The organism is Streptomyces sp. NPDC030995, assembly GCF_055571215.1.
Genome location: NZ_JBVIFS010000008.1, coordinates 106,586 through 130,046, shown reverse-complemented (window position 1 = coordinate 130,046; position 23,461 = coordinate 106,586). Strand labels below are relative to the sequence as shown.

General features: G+C 73.5%; 5 protein-coding genes. 2 read left to right on the top strand and 3 right to left on the bottom strand.

Going from position 1 to position 23,461, the window contains the following annotated elements; translation table 11 throughout:
- Nucleotides 1-18: 18 nt before the first annotated feature.
- From ACZ45T_RS15355 to ACZ45T_RS15345, 3 genes are read right to left on the bottom strand one after another with little or no spacing between them, the layout of a single operon-like run.
- Complete coding sequence (locus tag ACZ45T_RS15355; protein ID WP_468441312.1) at nt 19-5,622, bottom strand: amino acid adenylation domain-containing protein; 5,604 nt, start codon at nt 5,620-5,622, stop codon at nt 19-21.
- On the bottom strand, nt 5,619-13,358 hold the full coding sequence (locus ACZ45T_RS15350) for an amino acid adenylation domain-containing protein (protein ID WP_468441310.1): 7,740 nt from the start codon (nt 13,356-13,358) through the stop codon (nt 5,619-5,621). The genes ACZ45T_RS15355 and ACZ45T_RS15350 overlap by 4 nt, the downstream gene beginning before the upstream one ends.
- On the bottom strand, nt 13,355-21,430 hold the full coding sequence (locus ACZ45T_RS15345; RefSeq protein ID WP_468441308.1) for an amino acid adenylation domain-containing protein: 8,076 nt from the start codon (nt 21,428-21,430) through the stop codon (nt 13,355-13,357). Before ACZ45T_RS15345 ends, ACZ45T_RS15350 begins: the two co-directional genes overlap by 4 nt.
- 185 nt (nt 21,431-21,615) lie before the next feature.
- Here ACZ45T_RS15345 and ACZ45T_RS15340 point away from each other — a divergent pair, with 185 nt between their 5' ends.
- Complete coding sequence (locus ACZ45T_RS15340) at nt 21,616-22,668, top strand: ATP-binding cassette domain-containing protein (protein WP_468441306.1); 1,053 nt, start codon at nt 21,616-21,618, stop codon at nt 22,666-22,668.
- On the top strand, nt 22,665-23,459 hold the full coding sequence (locus ACZ45T_RS15335) for an ABC transporter permease (protein ID WP_468441304.1): 795 nt from the start codon (nt 22,665-22,667) through the stop codon (nt 23,457-23,459). The genes ACZ45T_RS15340 and ACZ45T_RS15335 overlap by 4 nt, the downstream gene beginning before the upstream one ends.
- The last annotated feature ends 2 nt before the right edge of the window (nt 23,460-23,461 follow it).

The window sequence follows — 23,461 nt, the reverse complement described above, 5'->3', positions numbered from 1 at the left end:
CGGGCGGGGGCTGTCAATTCACAGACGCGTCGAGAGCATCCGGCCGATTTCGGCGGCCGCTGCGGGCGAGACCAGCGCCTCGTGCGTGGCGGCGACCTCGAACCGCTCGATCACCCCGGACAGATGGGGCTCCCAGGCACTCTGGTCCGCCCACTCGCGCACGTTCTCGGTGGCGGCCACCAGCAGCAGGTCGCCCTTGAACAGCGGGGGCTGGGCGGGCGAGACGAGCCGTACGTTGTTCACCAGCACGTCGAGCACCATGCCCCGCTGCTCCTCGTCCAGGTGACGCAGCTCGCTGTCGCTGAGGCCCATGTAGCCGACGACCCGGGCGTGGACCCCCGCGCGCTCGCCCGGCACGTCCTCCGGGTCGTCGCCGTGGAGCCGCGCGTACGCCTGGAACAGGTCGCGCAGCACCTGGTCCGTGGGCAGTTCGTGGCGCCGGTGCTCCTCCACCGGGAAGGCGTCCAGGAGCACCACGTGCTCGACCTCCTCACCGCGCTGCTGCAGCTCGGCGGCGAGCAGGTGCGCGAGGGTGCCGCCGAGGGACCAGCCGAGCAGCCGGTAAGGGCCGTGCGGCTGCACGGTGCGCATCTGTTCGACGTAGCCGTCGAGCATCTCGTCCAGCGTGGCCGCCATCGGCCCGGCGCCGTCGAGGCCGGCCGACTGGAGCCCGTACACGGGCTGTTCGGGGTCGAGGGTGCGCAGCAGGCTGGAGTACGACCAGCTGAGCCCGCCCACGGGGTGCACGCAGAACAGCGGGGGACGCGAACCGGTGGTGCGCAGCGGCAGCAGCGGCGCGAAGCCACCGCCCTCACCGCCGTCCTCACCGTCGATGCGCCGCAGCAGCAGCGCGGGCGTGGGCGCCTCGAAGATCTCGCGCACGGTCGGCTCGGCACCGAGCACCTGCCCGATCAGCCCGGCGAGCTTGGAGGCGAGCAGGGAGTGGCCGCCGCGGTCGAAGAAGTTGTCGTCCATGCCGACCGTCTCCGCACCGAGGACCTCGGCGAAGAGACGGCACACCACGTCCTCGCGCGCGGTGCGCGGGGCGCGGCCGGCGCCGCCGGCCTCCTCCACCGGGGCGGGCAGGGCGCGTTCGTCCAGCTTCCCGTTGGGGGTGAGCGGCAGCACGTCGAGCACGACGCCGGCGGACGGCACCATGTACTCGGGGAGCCGGCCGTGGAGCGCGCCGAGCACCTCGGCGACGTCGACCCCGTCGGGCCCGGGCACCAGGTAGGCGACCAGACGCGGGGAGCCCGGCTGGTCCTCCCGTACGACGACGGCGGCCCGCGCGACCCCGGGGCCGTCGAGGAGGGCGGCCTCGATCTCGCCGCGCTCGATGCGGAAGCCGCGCAGCTTGATCTGCCCGTCGGTGCGGCCGACGAAGTCGAGCCGGCCGTCACGGGTGCGCCGTACCAGGTCGCCGGTGCGGTACATGCGGCTGCCCGCCGGGCCGCAGGGGTCGGCGACGAAGCGGCCCGCGGTGAGCACCGACCGGTGCAGGTAGCCCCGGGCGACGCCGGGCCCGGCGATGTAGAGCTCGCCTAGGGCGCCTGCCGGCATCGGGCGCAGCGCCCGGTCCAGGACGTACGTCCGCATGCCCGGGACGGGGCGGCCGATCGAGCGGGCCGAGGCGGGGTCCTCGGGATCCTGGAGGCCGTAGGTCACCTCCACGGTGGCCTCGGTGGGGCCGTAGGCGTTGATCATGCGGCGGCCGGGCGCCCACCGGGCCACCAGCTGCGGGGTGCAGGCCTCACCGCCGGACATCAGCGTGTGCAGGGCGGGCAGATCGGTCTCCGGCAGCCCGGCGAGCACCGCGGGCGGCAGGTGGACGTGGCTGATGCTCCGGTCGGCGAGGAAGGCGGCGAGTTCGGCGCCCACGTACCGCTGTTCGGGGATGACCAGGCATGCCCCGGTGAGCAGCGCCATGCACATCTCGGCGACGGAGACGTCGAAGCTGGGCGACACGAACTGGAGGATGCGGCCGCCCTCGCCGGCCCCGTGGTCCGTGTGGCTGCTCGCGCCGAGCGCGGCGAGCCCGGCGTGGCTGACCACGACGCCCTTGGGGCGGCCGGTGGACCCGGAGGTGTAGATCACGTACGCGGGGTGGTCGGGCCGCAGCGCGGTCCGCGGCGGCGCCACGGCGCCGACGGGGCGGACCCGCTCCTCGTCCATGAGCACGGTGGGCGCGGCGGTGGCGGGCAGCCGTCCGGACAGGTCCGCCGTGGTGAGCACGGCCTGCGGCCGGGTGTCTTCGAGCATCAGGGTGAGCCGCTGGGCCGGGTAGTCGGGGTCGAGCGGCACATAGGCGGCGCCCGACTTGACGACCGCGAGGACCGCGACGGCCAGTTCGACCGAGGCGGGCAGGGCGATGCCGACGTAGCGCTCGGGCCCCGCGCCCAGCGCGACGAGCCGGTGCGCCAGCTCATTGGCCCGTGCGTCGAGTTCGGCGTAGCTGAGGACCGTGCCGCCGCATTCGACGGCCGGCGCGTCGGGGGTCTTCGCGGCCTGCCGGCCGAACAGCGCCGGCAGGGTGTCGGGTTCGACGACGGCCGCGCTGCCGTGCCATTCGGTACGCAGCTGCCGGTCCTCCGCCTCGGAGAGCAGGGCGAGGGCGCTGAGCGCCCGGGCCGGGTCCTCGGCGGCGGAGGTGAGCAGCCGGGCCAACCGGTCGGCGAGGGCCTGGGCGGTTTCCGGGTCGAAGAGCGCCGAGGCGTACTCGACGATGCCGCGCAGCCCGTCCGCGGTCCCGTCGGCCGTCCGGGTCTCGGCGATGCTGAAGGACAGGTCACAGCGTGCGGTGCCGGTGCCGACGCCCTCGAACCGAACGGTCAGACCGGGCAGTTCCATGGCGGGCCCGGCGTTGTTCTGGAAGGCCAGCATCACCTGGAAGAGCGGGTGGACGGCGGCGGAGCGCACCGGGTTGACCGCCTCCACGAGCCGCTCGAAGGGCAGCTCCTGGTGGGCGTAGGCGGCCAGGTCGGCCTCCCGGACCCGGCTGACCAGTTCGCGGAAGGTGGGGTCTCCCGAGGTGTCGGTGCGCAGCACGAGCGTGTTGACGAAGAAGCCGGCGAGCCCGTCGAGGGCCGGGGCGCCGCGGCCGGCGACGGCGGTGCCGAGCGGGATGTCGTCCCCGGCGCCCATCCGGCTGAGCAGGGCCGCGAGGCCGGCCTGGACCACCATGAACAGGGTGGATCCCGCGGACCGGGCCAGTTCGCCGAGCCGCCGGTGGGCGTCCGCGCCGAGGGCGAACTCCACGAAGTCGCCCCTGTGGTCGGCGGTGGCGGGCCGCGGCCGGTCGGCGGGCAGGTCGAGCTGGAGGGGAGCGCCCGCCAGGGCGGTGCGCCAGTAGTCGAGCTGGGTGGCGAGCAGGCTCTCGGGGTCGTTCTCCTCGCCGAGCAGCTCGCGCTGCCAGAGCGTGTAGTCCGCGTACTGCACGGGCAGCGCCTGCCACTCGGGGGCCACCCCGGCGTGCCGGGCGGTGTACGCCTCTGCCAGGTCCCCGAGGAGCGGGGCGACCGAGCCGCCGTCGGCGGCGATGTGGTGGACGAGCAGCAGCAGGAGGTGCTCGCGCTCGGAGAGCCGCAGCACGGTGACGCGCAGCGGGATCTCCTCCGTGAGGTCGAAGGCGTACCGGGCGGCCTCGGCGAGTACCTCGGGGGCGTGCTCGGCATCGGTGTCGACCACGTCGACCGAGGGCGCGACGCCCTCCAGGATCAGCTGGTACGGGTCGCCCGCGTCGTCGGGGAAGACCGTACGCAGGCTCTCGTGCCGCTCCACCAGGTCACCGAGGGCGGCGCTGAGGGCGAACAGGTCGAGGTCGCCGGTGAGCCGCAGCGGCATCGGCACGTTGTAGGCGGGGCTCGCGCCCTCCACCCGGTGCATGAACCACAGGCGCTGCTGGGCGAAGGAGAGCGGGATCCGCTCGGGGCGCCGGCCGGCCACCGGCTCGGGGCGGGCCGCTTCGCCGGCCGCCTGCCGGATGTGGTCCGCGAGCTGGACCGGCGTGGGCGCCTCGAAGAGGACGCGTACGGGCACGGTGACACCGAAGACGGCACGGACCCGTCCGAGCAGCTTCAGCGCGGACAGCGAGTGGCCGCCCTTGGCGAAGAAGCTGTCGTCGGGGGCGAAGGCGCGCTGGCCCAGGACCTCGGCGAACAGGCCGCACAGGATCTCCTGCTGCGGGGTGGTCCCGGTGGCCTGCCGCCGCGTGGCGGGAGCACCGGCAACGGCATCCGCGTCGGCGTCCGCATCCGCGTCGGCGGTGGCGGCGAACTCGGGCAGCAGGGCCCGCTCGTCGGCGGAGAGCGCGGGCAGCTCGCCCACCGTGATGCGGGACGGGTCGGCAGCCGCCTTCAGGAGCCGTACGACGTGGCCGAGCACGGCCTCGGCCGCGGCCGGTTCGTACAAGTCGGGCCGGTATTCGAGGCGCACCAGGAGCCGCCCGCCGGCGAGGCCCGCGATCAGCCGCAGCGGGTAGTGCGCGGCGTCCTTGCCGGTGACGCGACCGACCCGCACCCCGGCGTAGGACGGCGGGGCCTCGCCGCCGCCCGGGTAGTTCTCCACGGTCAGCACGGTGTCGAACAGGTCCCCGGAACCGACCAGCCGCTGGACATCGCCGAGACGCAGCTGCTGGTGGTCGAGGAGGAGCGCCTGCTCGTCCTGGAGCCTGCCGAGGGCCTCGGTGAGCGGGAGGTCCGCGTCGAGCCGGACCCGCACCGGGACGGTGTTGATGAACAGGCCGACCATGGTCTCGATGCCGGGGATCTCCGGCGGCCGCCCGGACACCACCGACCCGAAGACCACGTCCTCGAGGCCCGTCAGCTCCTTGAGGGTCAGCGCCCAGACGCCCTGCAGGAGGGTGTTCAGGGTCAGCCCGCCGGCCCGCGCGCCACCGACGACGGCGGCGGTGAGCTCCTCGGGCAGTTCGACGGTGTGGTACTCCGGCTGGACGGGCCCGCGCTCCGGGCCGGGGGCGACCAGGGTCGGCCCGGCGAGGCCGTCGAGCGCCCGCCGCCACGCCTGCTCGGAGACGTCCCGGTCCTGGCGGGCGAGCCAGGCGAGGTAGTTGCGGTAGGGGCTGACCGGCGGCAGGTTCGCCGGGTCGCCGTGATCGGCGTACAGCGCGAGCAGTTCGCGCTGGAGCACCGGTGCGGACCAGCCGTCCCACAGGATGTGGTGGTTGGTCAGTACGAGCGAGTGGCGCTGCTCTTCCAGGCGGACCAGCCGGAACCGCAGGGCGGGCGGGGCCGCCAGGTCGAAGCGGTGCGCCCGCTCCTCGTCGAGCACCACCTGCAGGGCGGTGTCGCGCTTCCCGGGCACCAGGTGCCCGAGGTCGGTCTCCTGCCAGGGCAGCGGGACCTCGCGGTGCACCACCTGGATCGGCTGGCCGTTGGCCCGCTGCCGGAATCCGGCCCGCAGGTTGGCGTGGCGCCGCAGCAGGGCTTCGGCAGCCGTGCGCAGGCGGGCGGCGTCCAGCGGTCCGGTCAGCTCCAGGACCATCTGGGTGGTGTAGACGTCCGCGTCGGCCGGACCGGATTGCGGTTCCTCGGCCAGGGCGTGGAAGAGGAGGCCTTCCTGCAGCGGCGAGAGCGGCAGGACGTCCTCGAGGCCCGATGTCTTCATGCGATGTTCCTCAATTCGATTTCCAGGTCGTCGATTTCGTCCTGGCTCAGACTCACCAGGGAAAGGTCGGAGGGGGTGAAGCCACCCGCTCCGGGGTCCTGCACGCTCTCGGCGAGGGCGCGCAGCGCGTCGAACCAGCCGGCGGCCAGGGCACGTACCTCGTCCTCGCCGAACAGCTCGTGCGGCCAGGTCCATGTCGCCGTCAGCTCGGGCCCGTCGGGCAGGTCCCGGGTGACGGCGTTGACCTCCAGGGCGTGCCCGACCGGCATGCCCGGGTCGCGGGGCGCCGGGGACGGCACTCCGGAGACGGCCGCCCAGTCCCCGGCGGAGGCGAACGCGCCCGGTTCACCGGCGGATCGCGCCGCGGGGAAGCGGCCCAGGTAGTTGAAGCCGATCTGCGGGGCGGGCCGGCCGGACAGGGCGGCCGCCGACTCCTCGTCGAGGTGGCGCAGCATGCCGTGCCCGATGCCGTGGTCGGGCAGGGCCCGCAGCTGTTCCTTCACGCGCTTCAGGGCGCTCGCGAGCGGTACGTCGCCCGGCTCGACCCGCACCGGATACAGCGAGGTGAACCAGCCGACCGTACGGGAGAGGTCGACCCCCTCGGCGATCTCCTCGCGGCCGTGTCCCTCCAGGTCCAGCAGGAGGGCCGGGGCGTCCACGCCGCGCGCCCGCCGGTGGTCGCGCACCGCGAGGGCGAGGCCCGTGAGCAGGGCGTCGTTCACCCCGCCGTGGACGGACGCCGGCACGGTGGTGAGCAGCGGGGCCGTGACCTCCGCGGGCAGGGTCAGGGTGATCGAGCGCGTGGCGGCCTCGGTGTCCCGTGCCGGGTCGAGGGGGCGGGCCGCGAGCAGCGGGTCGGGGGTGGCCATGACGGACTTCCAGAGCGGAAGTTCGCCGCGCCGCCCGGCTGCCGCCGAGGCCAGCGTCCGCGCCCAGCGACGGAAGGACGCCGGTACGGGGGCGAGTTCCTCGCCGTGCCAGGCAGCGGCCAGGTCGGGCAGCAGGATGCGCCAGGACACGCCGTCCACCGCGAGGTGGTGCGCGAGGACCAGGAGCAGTCCCGGGCGGGCGGCGCCCCGGTCGAACCAGACGAAGCGGATCACCGTGCCCTGCTCCGGGTCGAGCAGCAGCCGGGCCGCCTCCCCTTCCGAGGCCGCCACGGCGGCGAGCTCCCGGTCGTCGAGCCCGCTCGCGTCGACACGGTGCAGCAGGTCCGCCGCCCGCACCTCGCCGGGCTGCCTGATGTCGAGGCGCCAGCCGTCGCCGTCCTGCCGGGCCCGCAGCCGCAGCGCGTCGTGCCGGGTGAGCAGGGCCTGTACGGCATCGGTGAGCCGCGGCCCGTCGGCGCCCGCCGGCACCTGGACGGTCATCGACTGGTTGAACCCGGTCCAGGTACCGCCGAGCTCCCGCAACCAGTGCATGATCGGCGTGGCGACGACCTCGCCGCTGCCCTGGTCCTCGGCGCTGTCGGCGGCCTCCTGGGGGGCGGCCTGGGCGATCAGCACGAGCTGGGCGACCGACTGGTGCCCGAAGACGTCGCGGGCGGAGAACACCAGGCCCGCCCGTCGGGCCCGGCTGACGAGCTGGATGGCGAGGATGCTGTCGCCGCCGAGGGCGAAGAAGTTGGCCTCGGGGTCGACCTGGTCCAGGCCGAGGACGTCACCGAACAGGCCGCACAGGATCTCCTCCTGCGCGCTGCGCGGAGCCCGGCCGCCGCCCGCAGCACCGGCGAACACCGGTGCGGGCAGGGCCTTGTGGTCCAGCTTGCCGTTCGGCGTCAGCGGCAGCGCCTCCAGCCGTACGAACGCCGAGGGCACCATGTACTCCGGCAGCCGCTCGGCCACCCCGGCGCGCAGCGCTTCCGTCCCGGCGTCGCCGACCACGTAGGCCACGACCCGCTTGTCGCCCGGCCGGTCCTCGCGGACGACCACGGCCGCCTGCACGACACCCGGCTGAACGCCCAGGACCGCCTCGATCTCACCCAGTTCGATGCGGAAGCCCCGCACCTTCACCTGGTCGTCGGCCCGGCCCACGAACTCCAGCTGGCCATCGGCCCGCCACCGCACCACGTCGCCCGTGCGGTACATGCGCCCGCCCGGGGCACCGAACGGACTGGCCACGAAACGCCCCGACGTCTGCGCGGCGCGCCCCAGGTAGCCACGCGCCAGGCCCGAGCCCTCCACGTACAGCTCGCCCGGCACACCGACCGGCACCGGCTGGAGCCGTCCGTCGAGGACGTGGACACGCGCGTTGACGATCGGGGTGCCGATGGGCGCGATGACGGCCCCCGAGAGCGGGCCGCTCATCGTGGCGCACACCGTGGTCTCGGTCGGACCGTAGGCGTTGATCATCCGGCGCCCCTGGGACCACTTGCCGACCATCGCGGGTGGGCACGCCTCACCCGCGACCACCAGCGTCATCCCGGCCGGCAGACCGTCCTGCGGCATCACGGCGAGGGCCGCCGGAGGCAGCGTCGCGTGCGTCACCTCATGCCGGGCCAGTACCCCGGCCAGCGGCTCACCCGGCATCAGCTCCTCGGCCGGCGCCAGCACCAGCCGGGCCCCCGACAGCAGCGCCATGAAGACCTCGGAGGCCGCGGCGTCGAAGCTCGGCGATGCGAACTGGAGCACCCGGCTGTCGGACACCACACCGAATCGCTCGATCTGGCCGGCGGCCAGCGAGGAGACGCCGGCGTGGGTGACGACGACGCCCTTGGGGCGGCCGGTGGAGCCGGAGGTGTAGATCACGTAGGCCGGCGAGCCCACCAGCAGCGGGGCCGTGCGCTCGGCGTCCGTCAGGTCAGCCGCGTCCAGCTCCCGGAGCCGGACCTGGTCGATGAGCACCAACGCGTCCGGGGCGCACGGCAGTTGACCGGCACACGCCTGACTCGTGAGGACGGCGACGGGGTCGGCGTCCTGCAGCATGTACGCGATCCGGTCGGCCGGATACTCCGGGTCCACCGGCACGTACGCGCCACCCGCCTTCATCACGGCGATCACCGAGACCAGCCACTCCAGCGACCTCGGCAGCGCCACCGCCACCCGCCGCTCCGGACCGACCCCGATCCCCACCAGATGACGGGCCAGCCGGTTCGCCCGGGCATTCAACTCGGCGTAGGAGAGCGCGATTTCCTCGAACTCCACCGCCACCGCGTCCGGCGAGCGCCGCACGCGCTCCTCGAACAGCCCGACGAAGGAACCCTCCGGCACCTCACGGGCCGTGTCGTTCCACTCCCCCAGCATCCGCGCCCGCTCACCCGGAGCCAGCACGTCCCACGCACCCACCGGACGGTCCGCATCCTTGGCCACCGCCTCCAGCAGCCGCACCAGACGCCCCACCAGCACCTCGACCGAACCACGGTCGAAGACATCCGTCGCATAGACGACGCTGCCGTCGATCCCGGCGACCTCGCCTTGTTCGGACCGCTGCTCGGTGAGGCTGAAGCCGAGGTCGAACTTGGCGGCGCCGACGTCGAGACCGGACACGTCGGTGGGCAGGTCGCCCAGTCGGACGGAGGCCCGCTCCTGCGCCTGAAGCGTGAGCATGACCTGGAAGAGGGGGTGGTGGGCGAGGGAGCGGACCGGGTTGACGACCTCGACCAGCCGCTCGAACGGCACCTCCTGGTGCGCGAAGGCCGCCAGGTCCGTCTCCCGTACCCGCTCCAGCAGTTCACGGAACGTGGGATCACCAGAGGTGTCGGTGCGCAGCACCAGCGTGTTCACGAAGAACCCGACCAGATCGTCCAGCGCCTCGTCCGAGCGCCCCGCCACGACCGTGCCGATCGGTACGTCCGTTCCCGCGCCGAGCCGGGTCAACAGCGCCGCGAGCGCCGCCTGAAGCACCATGAAGGTGGTGGTGCCGGTCGTGGCCGCGAGCGCGGAGAGCGACCGGTGGACGTCGGCGGGGACGTGGATGTCGACATCGTCGCCGGCGTGGGTGGCGACGGCCGGCCGGGACCGGTCCAGCGGCAGCTCGATCAGCTCCGGAAGACCCGCCAGCTCGTCCCGCCAGAACTGCGACTGCCGCGAGATCAGGCTCTCCGGGTCGTCCTCGGAGCCCAGCACCTCCTGCTGCCACAGCGCGTAGTCCGCGTACTGCACCTCCAGGTCGTCCCACTCGGGGGCCGATCCGCCGACCCGGGCCGCGTAGGCCTCGGACAGGTCCCGCAGCAGCGGGCCCGCCGACCAGCCGTCCGCCACGATGTGATGCAGGACCAGCAGCAGCACGTCCCCGGCACCGTCGACCTGGAACAGCGTCGGCCGGAACGGCAGTTCCGCGTCCAGCACGAACGCGTACCGCGCGGCCTCACCGAGCGCCGCCTCCAGACCGTCGGCCGGAACCTCCACCACGTCGAGCAGCCCGGACACCTGTTCAACCGGCACGATCTGCTGCCGCGGCACACCGTCCATGGCCGGGAACACCGTCCGCAGGCTCTCGTGCCGGCCCACCACATCGCCCAGCGCCGACCGGGCCGCCTCTACATCCACCTTTCCGTCCAGCCGCAACGCCAACGGCACGTTGTACGTCGAACCGCTGCCGTCGACCTGGTCGAGCACCCACAGCCTGCGCTGGGCGAAGGACAGCGGTACCACTTCGGGCCGCTGCCGCGCCGACGGGGCCGTACGGGCGCGGGCCGCGCCGTCCAGGCGCTGGGCCAGGGCCCCGACCGAGGGGGCCTCGAACAGCGTGCGGACGGGGAGTTCGACTCCGAAGACCGAGCGGATGCGGCTGATCAGCCGGGTCGCGAGCAGCGAATGCCCGCCCATCTCGAAGAAGTTGGCCTCCGGGTCGACCTGATCCAGGCCGAGGACCTCACCGAACAAGCCACACAGGATCTCCTCCTGCGCAGTGCGCGGAGCCCGGCCACCCGTCGGCGCGAACACCGGCGCCGGCAGCGCCTTGTGGTCCAGCTTCCCGTTCGGCGTCAGCGGCAACGCCTCCAACCGCACGAACGCCGACGGCACCATGTACTCCGGCAGCCGCTCCGCCACCGCCGCACGAAGCACCTCCGCCACCACGTCACCCACCAGGTAGGCCACGATCCGCTTGTCACCCGGCCGGTCCTCACGGACCACCACCGTCACCTGCGCCACACCGGGCTGCGCCGCGAGCGCGGACTCGATCTCACCCAGCTCGATGCGGAAACCCCGCACCTTCACCTGGTCGTCGGCCCGGCCCACGAACTCCAGCTGGCCGTCCGTGGTCCACCGCACCACGTCACCGGTCCGGTACATGCGCCCGCCCGGAGTGCCGAACGGGCCGGCCACGAAACGCCCCGACGTCTGCGCGGCGCGCCCCAGATAGCCCCGCGCCAGACCGGCTCCCTCCACATACAGCTCACCGGGAACGCCCGCGGGCACCGGCTGCAGGGCCGCGTCCAGCACGTACACCTGGAAGTTGGTGAGGGGGGTGCCGATGGGCGGGGTCACGGCCCCCGAGAGCGGGCCGCTCATCGTGGCGCACACCGTGGTCTCGGTCGGACCGTAGGCGTTGATCATCCGGCGCCCCTGGGACCACTTGCCGACCATCGCGGGTGGGCACGCCTCACCCGCGACCACCAGCGTCATCCCGGCCGGCAGACCGTCCTGCGGCATCACGGCGAGGGCCGCCGGAGGCAGCGTCGCGTGCGTCACCTCATGCCGGGCCAGTACCCCGGCCAGCGGCTCACCCGGCATCAGCTCCTCGGCCGGCGCCAGCACCAGCCGGGCCCCCGACAGCAGCGCCATGACCACTTCCCAGGCCGCCGCATCGAAGCTCGGCGAGGCGAACTGGAGCACCCGGCTGTCCGCGGTGATCCGGAAGGACTGGATCTGGGAGTGGGAGAGGCTCGCGACGCCGGCGTGGGTGACGACGACGCCCTTGGGGCGGCCGGTGGAACCGGAGGTGTAGATCACCCACGCCGGCGAGCCCACCAGCAGCGGGGCCGTGCGCTCGGCGTCCGTCAGGTCAGCGGCTGCGTACGCGTCGAGGGCCAGATCCTCGATCAGGGTCGGGCGGACACCGTCCGGCAGCACGTCGGCGGTATCGGCGCGGGTGAGGACGGCGACGGGGTCGGCGTCCTGCAGCATGTACGCGATCCGGTCGGCCGGATACTCCGGGTCCACCGGCACGTACGCGCCACCCGCCTTCATCACGGCGATCACCGAGACCAGCCACTCCAGCGACCTCGGCAGCGCCACCGCCACCCGCCGCTCCGGACCGACCTCGATCCCCACCAGATGACGGGCCAGCCGGTTCGCCCGGGCATTCAACTCGCCGTAGGTGAGGGAGAGTTCACCGAATTCCACCGCCACCGCTCCGGGGGCGGACCGCACGCGCTCCTCGAAGAGTTCGACGAAGGAGCCTTCCGGCACCTCACGGGCCGTGTCGTTCCACTCCCCCAGCATCCGCGCCCGCTCACCCGGAGCCAGCACGTCCCACGCACCCACCGGACGGTCCGCATCCTTGGCCACCGCCTCCAGCAGCCGCACCAGACGCCCCACCAGCACCTCGACCGAACCACGGTCGAAGACATCCGTCGCGTAGGTGAGCGCGCCACCCACCCCGGCGGGGGTGCCGTCGGCGGCGTACTGCTCGTGGACGGTGAAGGCGAGGTCGAACTTGGCCGTGCCGACGTTGAGGTCGTCCACGTGGCCGGTCAGGCTCCCCAGGGCCGGCTTGCCCTCCGCGTTGTTCTGGAGGACGAGCATGACCTGGAAGAGGGGGTGGTGGGCGAGCGAGCGGACCGGGTTGACGACCTCGACGAGCCGCTCGAAGGGCACGTCCTGGTGGGCGAAGGCCCCCAGGTCCGTCTCCCGCACCCGCTCCACCAGTTCACGGAACGTCGGGTTGCCCGAGGTGTTCGTGCGCAGGACCAGCGTGTTGACGAAGAACCCGACGAGGTCCTCCAGCGCCTCGTCCGAGCGTCCCGCCACGGCCGTGCCGATCGGTACGTCCGTTCCCGCGCCGAGCCGGGTCAGCAGCGCCGCGAGCGCCGCGTGGAACACCATGAACATGGTGCTGTTGGTACGGCGGGCGAGCTGGACCAGCGCCGCGTGGCTCCGGGCGTCCAGGTGCAGCGGGACGATGTCGCCGGTGTGGGTGGCGACGGCCGGCCGGGACCGGTCCAGCGGCAGCTCGATCAGCTCCGGAAGACCCGCCAGCTCGTCCCGCCAGAACTGCGACTGCCGGGAAATCAGGCTCTCCGGGTCGTCCTCGGAGCCCAGCACCTCCTGCTGCCACAGCGCGTAGTCCGCGTACTGCACCTCCAGGTCGTCCCACTCGGGGGCCGATCCGCCGACCCGGGCCGCGTAGGCCTCGGACAGGTCCCGCAGCAGCGGGCCCGCCGACCAGCCGTCCGCCACGATGTGATGCAGGACCAGCAGCAGCACGTCCCCGGCACCGTCGACCTGGAACAGCGTCGGCCGGAACGGCAGTTCCGCGTCCAGCACGAACGCGTACCGCGCGGCCTCACCGAGCGCCGCCTCCAGACCGTCGGCCGGAACCTCCACCACGTCGAGCAGCCCGGACGCCTTCTCCGCCGGCACGATCTGTTGCCGCGGCACACCGTCCGCGGCCGGGAACAGCGTCCGCAGGCTCTCGTGCCGGCCCACCACGTCATCGAGCGCCGACCGGGCCGCCTCCGCGTCGACCTTTCCGTCCAGCCGCAACGCCAACGGCACGTTGTACGTCGGGCTCGGGCCTTCCAGGCGGTACAGGAACCACAGGCGCCGCTGTGCGTAAGAGAGCGGGATCATGACGTCTCCTTGGACCTTTTCATCGGCCGCAGCTTGGGCCGGGCTTTCTCGGCTCCCGCGAGGCGGCCCACGAGGGTCTCCACGGTCGGGTTCTCGAACAGAGTGCGAATCTCGGTCTCGGCGTCGAAGACCGAGCGGATGCGGCTGATCAGCCGGGTCGCGAGCAGCGAATGCCCGCCCATCTCGAAGAAGTTGGCCTCCGGGTCGACCTGATCCAGGCCGAGGACCTCACCGAACAAGCCACACAGGATCTCCTCCTGCGCGGTCCGCGGAGCCCGGCCACCCGTCGGCGCGAACACCGGCGCCGGCAGCGCCTTGTGGTCCAGCTTCCCGTTCGGCGTCAGCGGCAACGCCTCCAACCGCACGAACGCCGACGGCACCATGTACTCCGGCAGCCGCTCGGCCACCGCCGCACGAAGCACCTCCGCCACCACGTCACCCACCAGGTAGGCCACGATCCGCTTGTCACCCGGCCGGTCCTCACGGACCACCACCGTCACCTGCGCCACACCGGGCTGCGCCGCGAGCGCGGACTCGATCTCACCCAGCTCGATGCGGAAACCCCGCACCTTCACCTGGTCGTCGGCCCGGCCCACGAACTCCAGCTGGCCGTCCGTGGTCCACCGCACCACGTCACCCGTGCGGTACATGCGCCCGCCCGGAGTGCCGAACGGGCCGGCCACGAAACGCCCCGCGGTCTGCGCGGCGCGCCCCAGGTAGCCGCGCGCCAGACCGTCGCCGCCGATGTACAGCTCGCCCGGCACGCCGACCGGCACCGGCTGGAGCCGCTCGTCGAGGACGTACGCGGTGGTGTTGTCCATGGGTCCGCCGATGGGCGGGATCCCCCGGTAGTCGTAGGGGCGTCGGACCAGGTGCCGGGTGGCGTACGTGGTGGACTCGGTGGGCCCGTACACGTGCACGACCTGGGTACCGGGGCAGTGGTCGACGGCGTGGCGCATGGCCGTGAGCGAGCCGGCCTCGCCGCCGGTCCACACCTCGCGCAGCCCGGCGAGCGGGTTGCCCGGCTCCTCGGCGAGCAGGTTGAACAGGGCCGTGGTGAGGAAGACCGCCGTCAGGCCCTCGCCGGTGAGCAGCCTCTTCATCACGTCGATGTCCACGTCACCGGGGGGTGCGATGACCACCTCGCCGCCCGCGAGCAGTGGCGCCCACAGTTCGTACGTCGAGGCGTCGAAGGCGAGCGGCGAGTGCAGCAGCACGCGCTGGTGGGCGCCGTTCCTGAAGGAGCGGTCGTGGGCGAGCGCGGCGATGTTCTCGTGGGTGACCGCGACGCCCTTGGGGGTGCCGGTGGAGCCCGAGGTGAACATGGCGTAGGCGAGCTGCCCCGGGTGGACCGGAACGCCCGGGTCGTGGTCGGGGTGTCCGTCGGCCGTGGGCTCCAGGATCCGTGCGCCCGGCGGGAGTTCCAGCCCGGCCCGGTCCGTGACGACCATCGTGATGGCGGCCTCGTCGAGGATGATGCGGAGCCGGGAGGCCGGGTAGCGCACGTCCAGGGGGACGTACATGCCGCCCGCCTTGAGGATGCCCAGGATCGCGACGACCGCGTCGAAGGAGCGCTCCAGGAAGAGCGCCACCCGCGATTCGGGGCCCACGCCCTCGGCGACGAGCCGATGGGCGAAGCGGTTGGCGCGGCGGTCGAGCTCGGCGTACGAGAGCGTCTCGGACCCGAGCCGCAGGGCGGGGGCGTCGGGGATGCGGGCGGCCTGCGCGGCGAAGAGCCGGGGCAGGGAGCCGGCCGGGACGGGCCGAGCGGTGTCGTTCCAGGTGTCCAGCAGGGTGCGGCGCTCTTCGTCGGTGACGACGGGGAGGGCTCCGACCGGCTGGTCGGGGTCGGCGGCGGCCGCTTCGAGGACGCGCACGAGACGCTCGGCGACCGCCGAGGCGGTGGCACGGTCGAAGAGGTCGGTGGCGAAACCGAGGTTGCCGCCGACGCCGTCCGGGTCCTCCTGGATGGACAGGACCAGGTCGAACTTGGCGATGCCCGCGCTCAGGTCCTCGATGCGTCCGGTGACTCCGGGCAGCGCCAGGTTTCCGCCCGCTTCGTCCTGCTGGACGAGCATGACCTGGAAGAGGGGGTGGTGGGCGAGCGAGCGGACCGGGTTGACGACCTCGACGAGCCGCTCGAAGGGCACGTCCTGGTGGGCGAAGGCCGCCAGGTCCGTCTCCCGTACCCGCTCCAGCAGTTCACGGAAGGTCGGGTTGCCGGAGGTGTCGGTGCGCAGCACCAGCGTGTTGACGAAGAACCCGACCAGATCGTCCAGTGCCTCGTCCGAGCGTCCGGCCACGGCCGTGCCGATCGGTACGTCGGTGCCCGCGCCGAGCCGGGTCAGCAGCGCCGCGAGCGCCGCGTGGAACACCATGAACACGGTGGTGCCGGTGGTGCGGGCGAGGGACTTCAGCGCCCGGTGGTCGTCGGCGCCGATCCGGAAGGGGATCAGCTCGCCCTGGTGCGAGGCGACGGCGGGGCGCGGGCGGTCCAGCGGCAGCTCGATCAGTTCGGGCAGTCCCGCCAGGCGGCCGGTCCAGTAGTCGATCTGCCGGGCGAGCGGGCTCTGCGGGTCGTCCTCGGAGCCCAGCACCTCCTGCTGCCACAGCGCGTAGTCCGCGTACTGCACGGTGAGCGCGGCCCATCGGGGGGCGTGCCCGTCGCGCCGGGCCGCGTAGGCCTCGGACAGGTCCCGCAGCAGCGGGCCGGTGGACCAGCCGTCGGCGGCCGCGTGGTGGATCAGGAGCAGGAGGGCGTGCCGGTTCGGCGCGTGCCGGAACACGGTGGCCCGCAGCGGCAGTTCGGCGTCCAGGCTGAACGCGTACCGGGCCGCCTCGCCGAGCGCCGCCTCCAGCTCCTCGGGCGTGACCTCCTCGACGTGCAGGTCCGCGGCCGCCCGGCCGGCCGGCACGATGTCCTGCCGGGGTACGCCGTTCTCCTCGGGGAGCAGGGTGCGCAGGCTCTCGTGCCGGGCCACCACGTCACCGAGCGCGGCGCGCAGTGCCGTCGTGTCCAGCGGGCCTTCCAGTCGCAGCACGAGCGGTACGTTGTACGTCGCGCTCGGCCCTTCCAGCCGGTTGAGGAACCACAGGCGGCGCTGGGCCGCGGAGAGCGGAAGGCGCTCCGGGCGCGGCTGGGGCGCCAGCGGGACCTGGGCCTGGGCGGCGGTGTCGAGACGGGCCGCCATCTCGCGCACGCTGGGGGCCTCGAAGAGGGTGCGCAGGGAGACCTCGGCGGCGAAGACCGACCGGATGCGGCCGATCAGCCGGGTCGCGAGCAGCGAATGCCCGCCCAGGTCGAAGAAGTTGGCGTCCACGGCGACCTCGTCGACACCGATGACCTCGGCGAAGAGTCCGCACAGGATCTCCTCGCGGGCCGTGCGCGACGAGGGTCCGCCGGCTGCGGCGGCCCGCTCCACGGGTTCCGGCAGGGCGGCACGGTCCAGCTTGCCGTTCGCGGTGGCGGGGAACTCGTCGAGCAGGACGACGGTCGCCGGGACCATGTACTCGGGCAGCCGCTCGGCCGCCCAGGTGCGCAGGTCGTCCGGGGCGAGCGCGGGGCCCGCGGGGACGGCGTAGGCGATGATGCGCTTGTCCCCGGGCCGGTCCTCGCGGACCACGACGGCGGCCTGCAGGACGTCGGAGTGGGCGCCGAGCACGGACTCGATCTCGCTGAGCTCGATGCGGAAGCCGCGCACCTTGACCTGGTCGTCGACCCGGCTGATGAACTCCAGCAGCCCCGCGCGGTTCCAGCGCGCCAGGTCGCCGGAGCGGTACATGCGGGCGCCGGACGGGCCGTACGGGTCGGCGACGAAGCGGGCGGAGGTGAGTTCCGGGCGGTCGTGGTAGCCGCGGGTGACCAGGTCGCCCGCGATGTAGAGCTCGCCCGCCACCCCGGCCGGCACCGGGCGCAGCCGGGCGTCGAGGACGTACATCCGGGTGTTCCAGACCGGGCGGCCGATGGTGACCACTCCGGTGGGGACCGGCTCGCCGGGGGCGATGCGGAACTCGGTGCAGCCGACGGTCGTCTCGGTGGGCCCGTACTCGTTGATCACGGTCGCTTCGGGGTTGCGGGCCCGCCACTGGTCGAGCACCTCGCCCATCAGCGACTCGCCGCCCAGGACGAGCTGGCGGGACGGGGAGAAACCGCCGTCCAGCTCGATGAGGAGGGGAAGGTGGCTCGGGGTCGCCTTCACGAAGGAGGGCTGCCGGCGCGGGGCCTCGGCGGCGGCTCGCCCGTCGAGTTCGACCAGCTGGACCGTGCCGCCCGCGGTGAGCGGGGCGAACAGACCGGTGACCGTCAGGTCGAAGGAGACCGGCGAGTGGACCATCGCCCGCCCGCTCACGCTGTCGTACGCGTCCCGGGCCCAGGCCAGGTAGGCGTTCAGGGAGCGGTGCTCGACGACCACGCCCTTGGGGCGGCCGGTGGAGCCGGAGGTGAAGATGACGTAGGCGGGGTGGGCGGGGGTGAGCGGGACCGTGCGCTCGGCGTCGGTGACGTCCGCGGCGGAGGTCGCCCGCAGGTCCGCCTGGGTACCGGCGGCGTCCAGGACCAGCTGCGGAAGCCCGGCGGACACCCGGTCGGCGGTGGAGCGGGTCGTGACGGCGGCGACGGGCTTGATGTCGTCGAGCACGAAGGCGATCCGGTCGGCCGGGTGGGACAGGTCCAGCGGCAGGTAGGCGGCGCCCGCCTTGGCGATGCCGAGCAGCGCGGCCACCAGGTCGGTGGAGCGGTCGAGGGCGACCGCCACGTAGGTCTCCGGACCGGCGCCGAGGGCGATCAGACGGCGGGCGATCCGGTTGGCTCGCTCGCCCAGTTCCCGGTAGGTCAGGCCGACTCCGGCGTGCTCGACGGCCAGTGCGCCCGGAGTGCGCAGCGCCTGCCGCTCGAACAGTTCGGGGAGGGTGGCCCCGGCGACCGGGTGCGCGGTGTCGTTCCACTCCACCAGGGTCCGGTTCCGCTCCTCCTCGTCCATGATCTCCAGGTCGCCGATGGGCAGCCCCGGTTCGGCGGCGGCCGCGTCGAGGAGACGGATCAGCCTGGCCGCGAGGAGCTCGGCGCTCTCGAGGTCGAAGAGGTCGGCGGCGTACTCCAGGGTGCCGAGGAGGGCACTCGCGCCGCCGGCCCCGGCGTCGAGGCCGGCGTCCGCCGCGTCGGAGAGGTCTTCCTCCTCGAACAGGAACGACAGGTCGACCTTGGCGGCGCGGCGGTCGACGGTGTCGAGGGCGACATCGAGACCGGGCAGTGCGAAGCGGGTCCGCTCGGCGCCCTGGAAGGTCAGCATGGTCTGGAACAGCGGGTGGTAGGCGAGCGACCGGGCCGGGTTGAGGTGCTCCACCAGCCGGTCGAGCGGCAGGTCCTGGTGGGCGAAGTCGGCGAGGTCGCCCTCGCGAACCCGGCCCAGCAGCTCCAGGAAGGTGGGGGCGCCCGAGGTGTCGGTCCGCAGGCACACCGTGTTGGTGAAGCATCCGATCAGGCCGTCGAGGAGCTCGTCGGAGCGGCCCGCGGTGGCGGTGCCGATCGGGATGTCGGTGCCGGCTCCGAGCCGGGTGAGCAGCGCGGCGAGACCCGCCTGGACCGTCATGAACACGGTCGTGCCGGTGCGCTGGGCGAGCAGGGCGAGCCGTTGGTGCAGCTCGGCCGGCGCGGTGAACCGGACCCGGCCGCCGCGACCGGACGCCACGGCGGGGCGGGGCCGGTCGGTGGGCAGCTCCAGGACGTCGGGCAGACCGGCCAGACGGTCCTCCCAGTGGGCGAGGTCGTCCTCGGGGCGCTCGACGGCCTGGCGCCACAGGGTGAAGTCGGCGTACTGGACGGGGAGCGCGGCCCAGTCGGGGGCCTGACCCGCGAGCCGGGCCGTGTAGGCCGCGGACAGGTCCTGGGCGAGCGGGCCGAAGGAGGCACCGTCGGCGGCGATGTGGTGGACCAGGACGAGCAGGGTGTGCCGCTCGGGTCCGGTGGCCAGCAGCACGGTCCGCAGCGGGGGCTCGGCCGCCAGGTCGAACCGGTGGCGGGCCTGGCGGGTGAGCTCGCCGGGCAGCCCGCCCTCGGTGGTGTCCACCCGGTGCAGCGTGGGGTGCGCGCTGTCGAGGACCAGCTGGAAGGGCTCGCCTCCGTGCCGGCGGTAGACGGTGCGCAGCACCTCGTGCCGGTCGGTGAGGTCGCCCAGGGCGGCCGCGAGCGCCGACGGATCGAGCCGGCCGGTCAGCCGGAGGGTGAGGGCGATGTTGTACGAGGTGTCGTCGGAGTCCAGTTGCTGGACGAACCAGAGCCTGCGCTGGGCGCTGGACAGCGGCAGCCGCTCCGGCCGGACGGCGGGGGCGAGCTCCGCCGTGCCGCCGTCGGCGCCGTCCAGGCCGCGGGCGAGCCGGGCGGGGGTGGGCGCGTCGAAGACGGCGCTGACCGGGAGGGCCACGCCGAAGACCCGGCGCACCCGGTTGACGAGGCGGTTCGCCTTCAGCGAGTGGCCGCCGAGGACGAAGAAGTCGTCGTCCGGGCCGATCTGCGCTGCGCCGAGCACCTCGGCGAACAGGCCGCACAGGATCTCCTCGCGCGCGGTGCGCGGGACCCGGCGGTCGGTGGCGGCGGCCCGGGGCGCGGCGAGCGCGGCCCGGTCGACCTTGCCGTTGGGGGTGAGCGGCAGTGCGGCGTGCACGGCGACGTGGGCGGGCGCCGCGTACTCGGGCAGCCGGTCGGCCGCAAAGCGCCGTACCTCGTCCGCCTGTACGCCGTGCCCGGGCGCGGCCACCACGTGGGCGATCAGCGTGTCGCCCTGCACCGTGACGACGGCCTGCGCGACGCCGGGGGCGGCGAGCAGCGCGGCCTCGGTCTCGGCGGGCTCCACCCGGTGGCCGCGGATCTTGATCTGGTCGTCGCGGCGGCCGGTGAACTCCAGCGTGCCGTCGGGCAGCGGGCGCACCAGGTCGCCGGTGGCGTAGCTGCCGCCGAAGCCCTCGGGGGCGCCGTCGTCGGCGTAGCGGGCGAGGTACCGGGTGCGGACGAGGAGCTCGCCCGCTTCCACGGCCAGCTCGACCCCGTCGATGCCGGGTCCGAGCGGCACCCTGGCGCCGTGCCGTTCGGGGGCGGGCCGGGCGGGGTCGGCGGCGGTGTACACGGAGACCGCCTGCGGGGTCTCGGTGGTGCCGTAGAGGTTGAGGACGTGGGCCCGGGGGGCGCGCTCGGCCCAGGCGTCGACCGTGCGCCAGGTCAGCGCCTCGCCGCCGAAGCCGGCCAGCCGCAGGGAGGGCCAGCCGCCCTCGGGGGCGCTCTCGGCCAGCGCGTCGCCGAGGCCGGGGGTCAGGTGGGCGAGGGTGATCCGCTCGTCGGCGAGCCACTGGCCGATGGCCTGGGCCTCGCGGACGTCGGCGTCGGGGAAGACCACCGTGCCGCCGCTCCAGAGCGGCACGAACACATCGCGCAGCAGCGGGTCGTGGCCGAGCCCGGAGAGCACGGCGCCGCGCACCGTACGGTCGATGCCGTACGTGCCGACGTACCAGTCGATGAAGTGCTCGACCGGCTCCCAGCCGCCGACGATGCCGCGCGGCCGCCCGGTGGTGCCGGAGGTGAAGGCGATGTAGGCGGCGCGGCCGTCCGTACCGGCCGGAGCGAACCCGGCGTCGTCCTGCGCGGGTTCACCGGCGGACGTCGCCCCGATCACCGGCAGGTCCCCCGCGAGCCCGTCCGGGACGCCCTGCGGGTCGCAGGCGATCCACGCCGTGACCGCCGCCTGCTCGGCCTGGAGGCGCAGGCGGCCGGCCGGATGCGCGGCGTCGCACACCAGGAAGGCCGCGCCGCTGCGGGCGACCGCCACCAGCGCCAGGGCCAGGGCCGGCGTGCGCCGCGCGTGGATCGCGACCGTGTCACCGGCCCCGATCCCCGACGCCCGCAGCCGGGCCGCGAGCCCGGCGGTCATCCCCTGGAACTCCCGGTAGCTCCAGCGCACTTGCGCCCCCGACACCGCGATGCCGTCGGGGGTGGCGGCCGCGTGCTCCGCGAGCCGCCGCAGCAGACCCGTCCGCGCCGTGGTCGGCTCGGACGGATCCAGGTCTCGTATCGCCACACCTGACATCGATCCGACTCCTCAATTCGCAATCCACATGCGATGGACATTAAGAAGCCGCTCTTTCATGGCGTTATCGAGAGCCTTTCAGCCGACCGGGCGGCGCGGCAAACCATCTCGATAAGTCATCGATAAAAGAGCGTCCTAGCCTCTGCCTCGCCGCTGTTCCTGCGGACACCGAGAGGATCGATCCGATGACGATCACGACCCCTGCGATACGCGTAGAAGACCTGGCTAAGACATTCGGGGACACCCGCGCCGTGCGGGGTGTCTCCTTCGAGGTTCCCGAGGGCACCGTCCTGGGCCTCCTCGGCCCCAACGGCGCGGGCAAGACCACGACCATCCGGATGCTGTCCACCCTGGTCAAACCGGACTCGGGGCAGGCGCTCATCCACGGCTACGACGTGGCGCGCCAGTCCCGCGAGGTGCGCTGCCTGATCGGAATGACCGGGCAGTACGCCGCTGTCGACGAAGACATCTCAGGCTGGGAAAACCTCTACTTGATCGGCCGGCTGCTGAGCATGGGCCGCGCCAAGGCCCGTACGAGCGCCGATGAAATGCTGGAGCGATTCCGCCTCACCGAGGCCGGCGGACGGCCGGTGAAGGGCTATTCCGGCGGAATGCGGCGGCGCCTCGATCTCGCCGCCAGCCTCCTCGGCGACCCGAGGGTCCTTTTCCTCGACGAGCCCACCACGGGACTCGACCCGCGCAGCCGCAATGCCCTGTGGGACGAGGTGCGTTCCCTCGCCTCGAACGGCACCACCGTGCTGCTCACCACGCAGTACATGGAGGAGGCCGAGGCGCTCGCCGATGCGATCACCGTCATCGACCGCGGCGAGGTCATCGCCTCCGGCACCGCGCTGGAGCTGCGGGAGCGCATCGGCGGTCCGGTGCTCCACGTCACCCCGCAGGACCGCGCGGACCTCATCGAGGTCCGCCACGCCCTGGAGCAGGCCGGCCTCGGCCCGGTCGCCGTGGACGAGCGGGACGGGCTGGTCCGGCTGCCGCTGGACCACGAGGGCCGCCTGATCACCCAGGCTGTCCGGGTGCTCGGCTCCTGCGGCATTCCGATGGCCCGGCTCGACACCCAGGTGCCCAGCCTCGACGACGTCTTCCTCACGCTGACCGGCACTCCGCCGGACGCCGTGAGCGACGCCGCCCGGGACACGCCGGCCGGCGCCTCACCGCTCACCCCCAGGAGCACCGCCGGGCGCACCGGCGCCGAGACCACCAGGAGCGCCGCATGAGCTCGGCCGTCGCCGTAGGCGGCATTCACGCGGCGGGCCGGGCCGTCGGCCATACCCTGGCCATCACCCGGCGCAATCTGCGCAAGGTGCTGAGCAGCCCGGGCCAGATCCTGGACGCGACGCTGATGCCGGTCGTCTTCGCCCTGATCTTCGTCTACATCTTCGGCGGCGCGATCTCCGGCAGCGCCGCCGAATACCGCCAGTACGTGATGCCCGGCATCATGGCACTGACCACCACCATCGCCTCGCGCACCTCCGGCATCAGCCTCAACGTCGACTTCGGCAACGGCGTGATGGACCGGTTCCGCACCCTGCCGATGGCCCCGTCGGCGGTCCTCGCCGGCCGCATCCTCGCGGACGCCCTGCGGATGCTGGTCAGCCTGCTCGTGGTGTTCGCGTTCGCCCTGCTGATCGGCTTCCGGGTGCAGACGGGCCCGCTCCAGGCGGCCGCCGCGATCGCCCTGATCCTGCTGTACGGAATCGCACTGGCCTGGCTGCACGCCCTGATCGGGCTGACCGCCCGCACCATCGAGACGGTGCAGAGCGTGGGCATGCTGGCCATGGTGCCGCTCCAGTTCGGCAGTTCCATCTTCGTGGCGCCCGGCACGATGCCCGGCTGGCTCGGCTTCCTGGTCGCGCACAACCCGATGAGTTCGGTGGTGGACGCCTCCCGGGCGCTGCTGACCGGCACCCCCGCCGGCAACCACGTGATCGCCGCGCTCGCCTGGAGCCTCGGCATGATCGCTGTCCTCGCCCCGCTGGCCGCCCGCCAATTCCGCAGAAGGCGATAGAG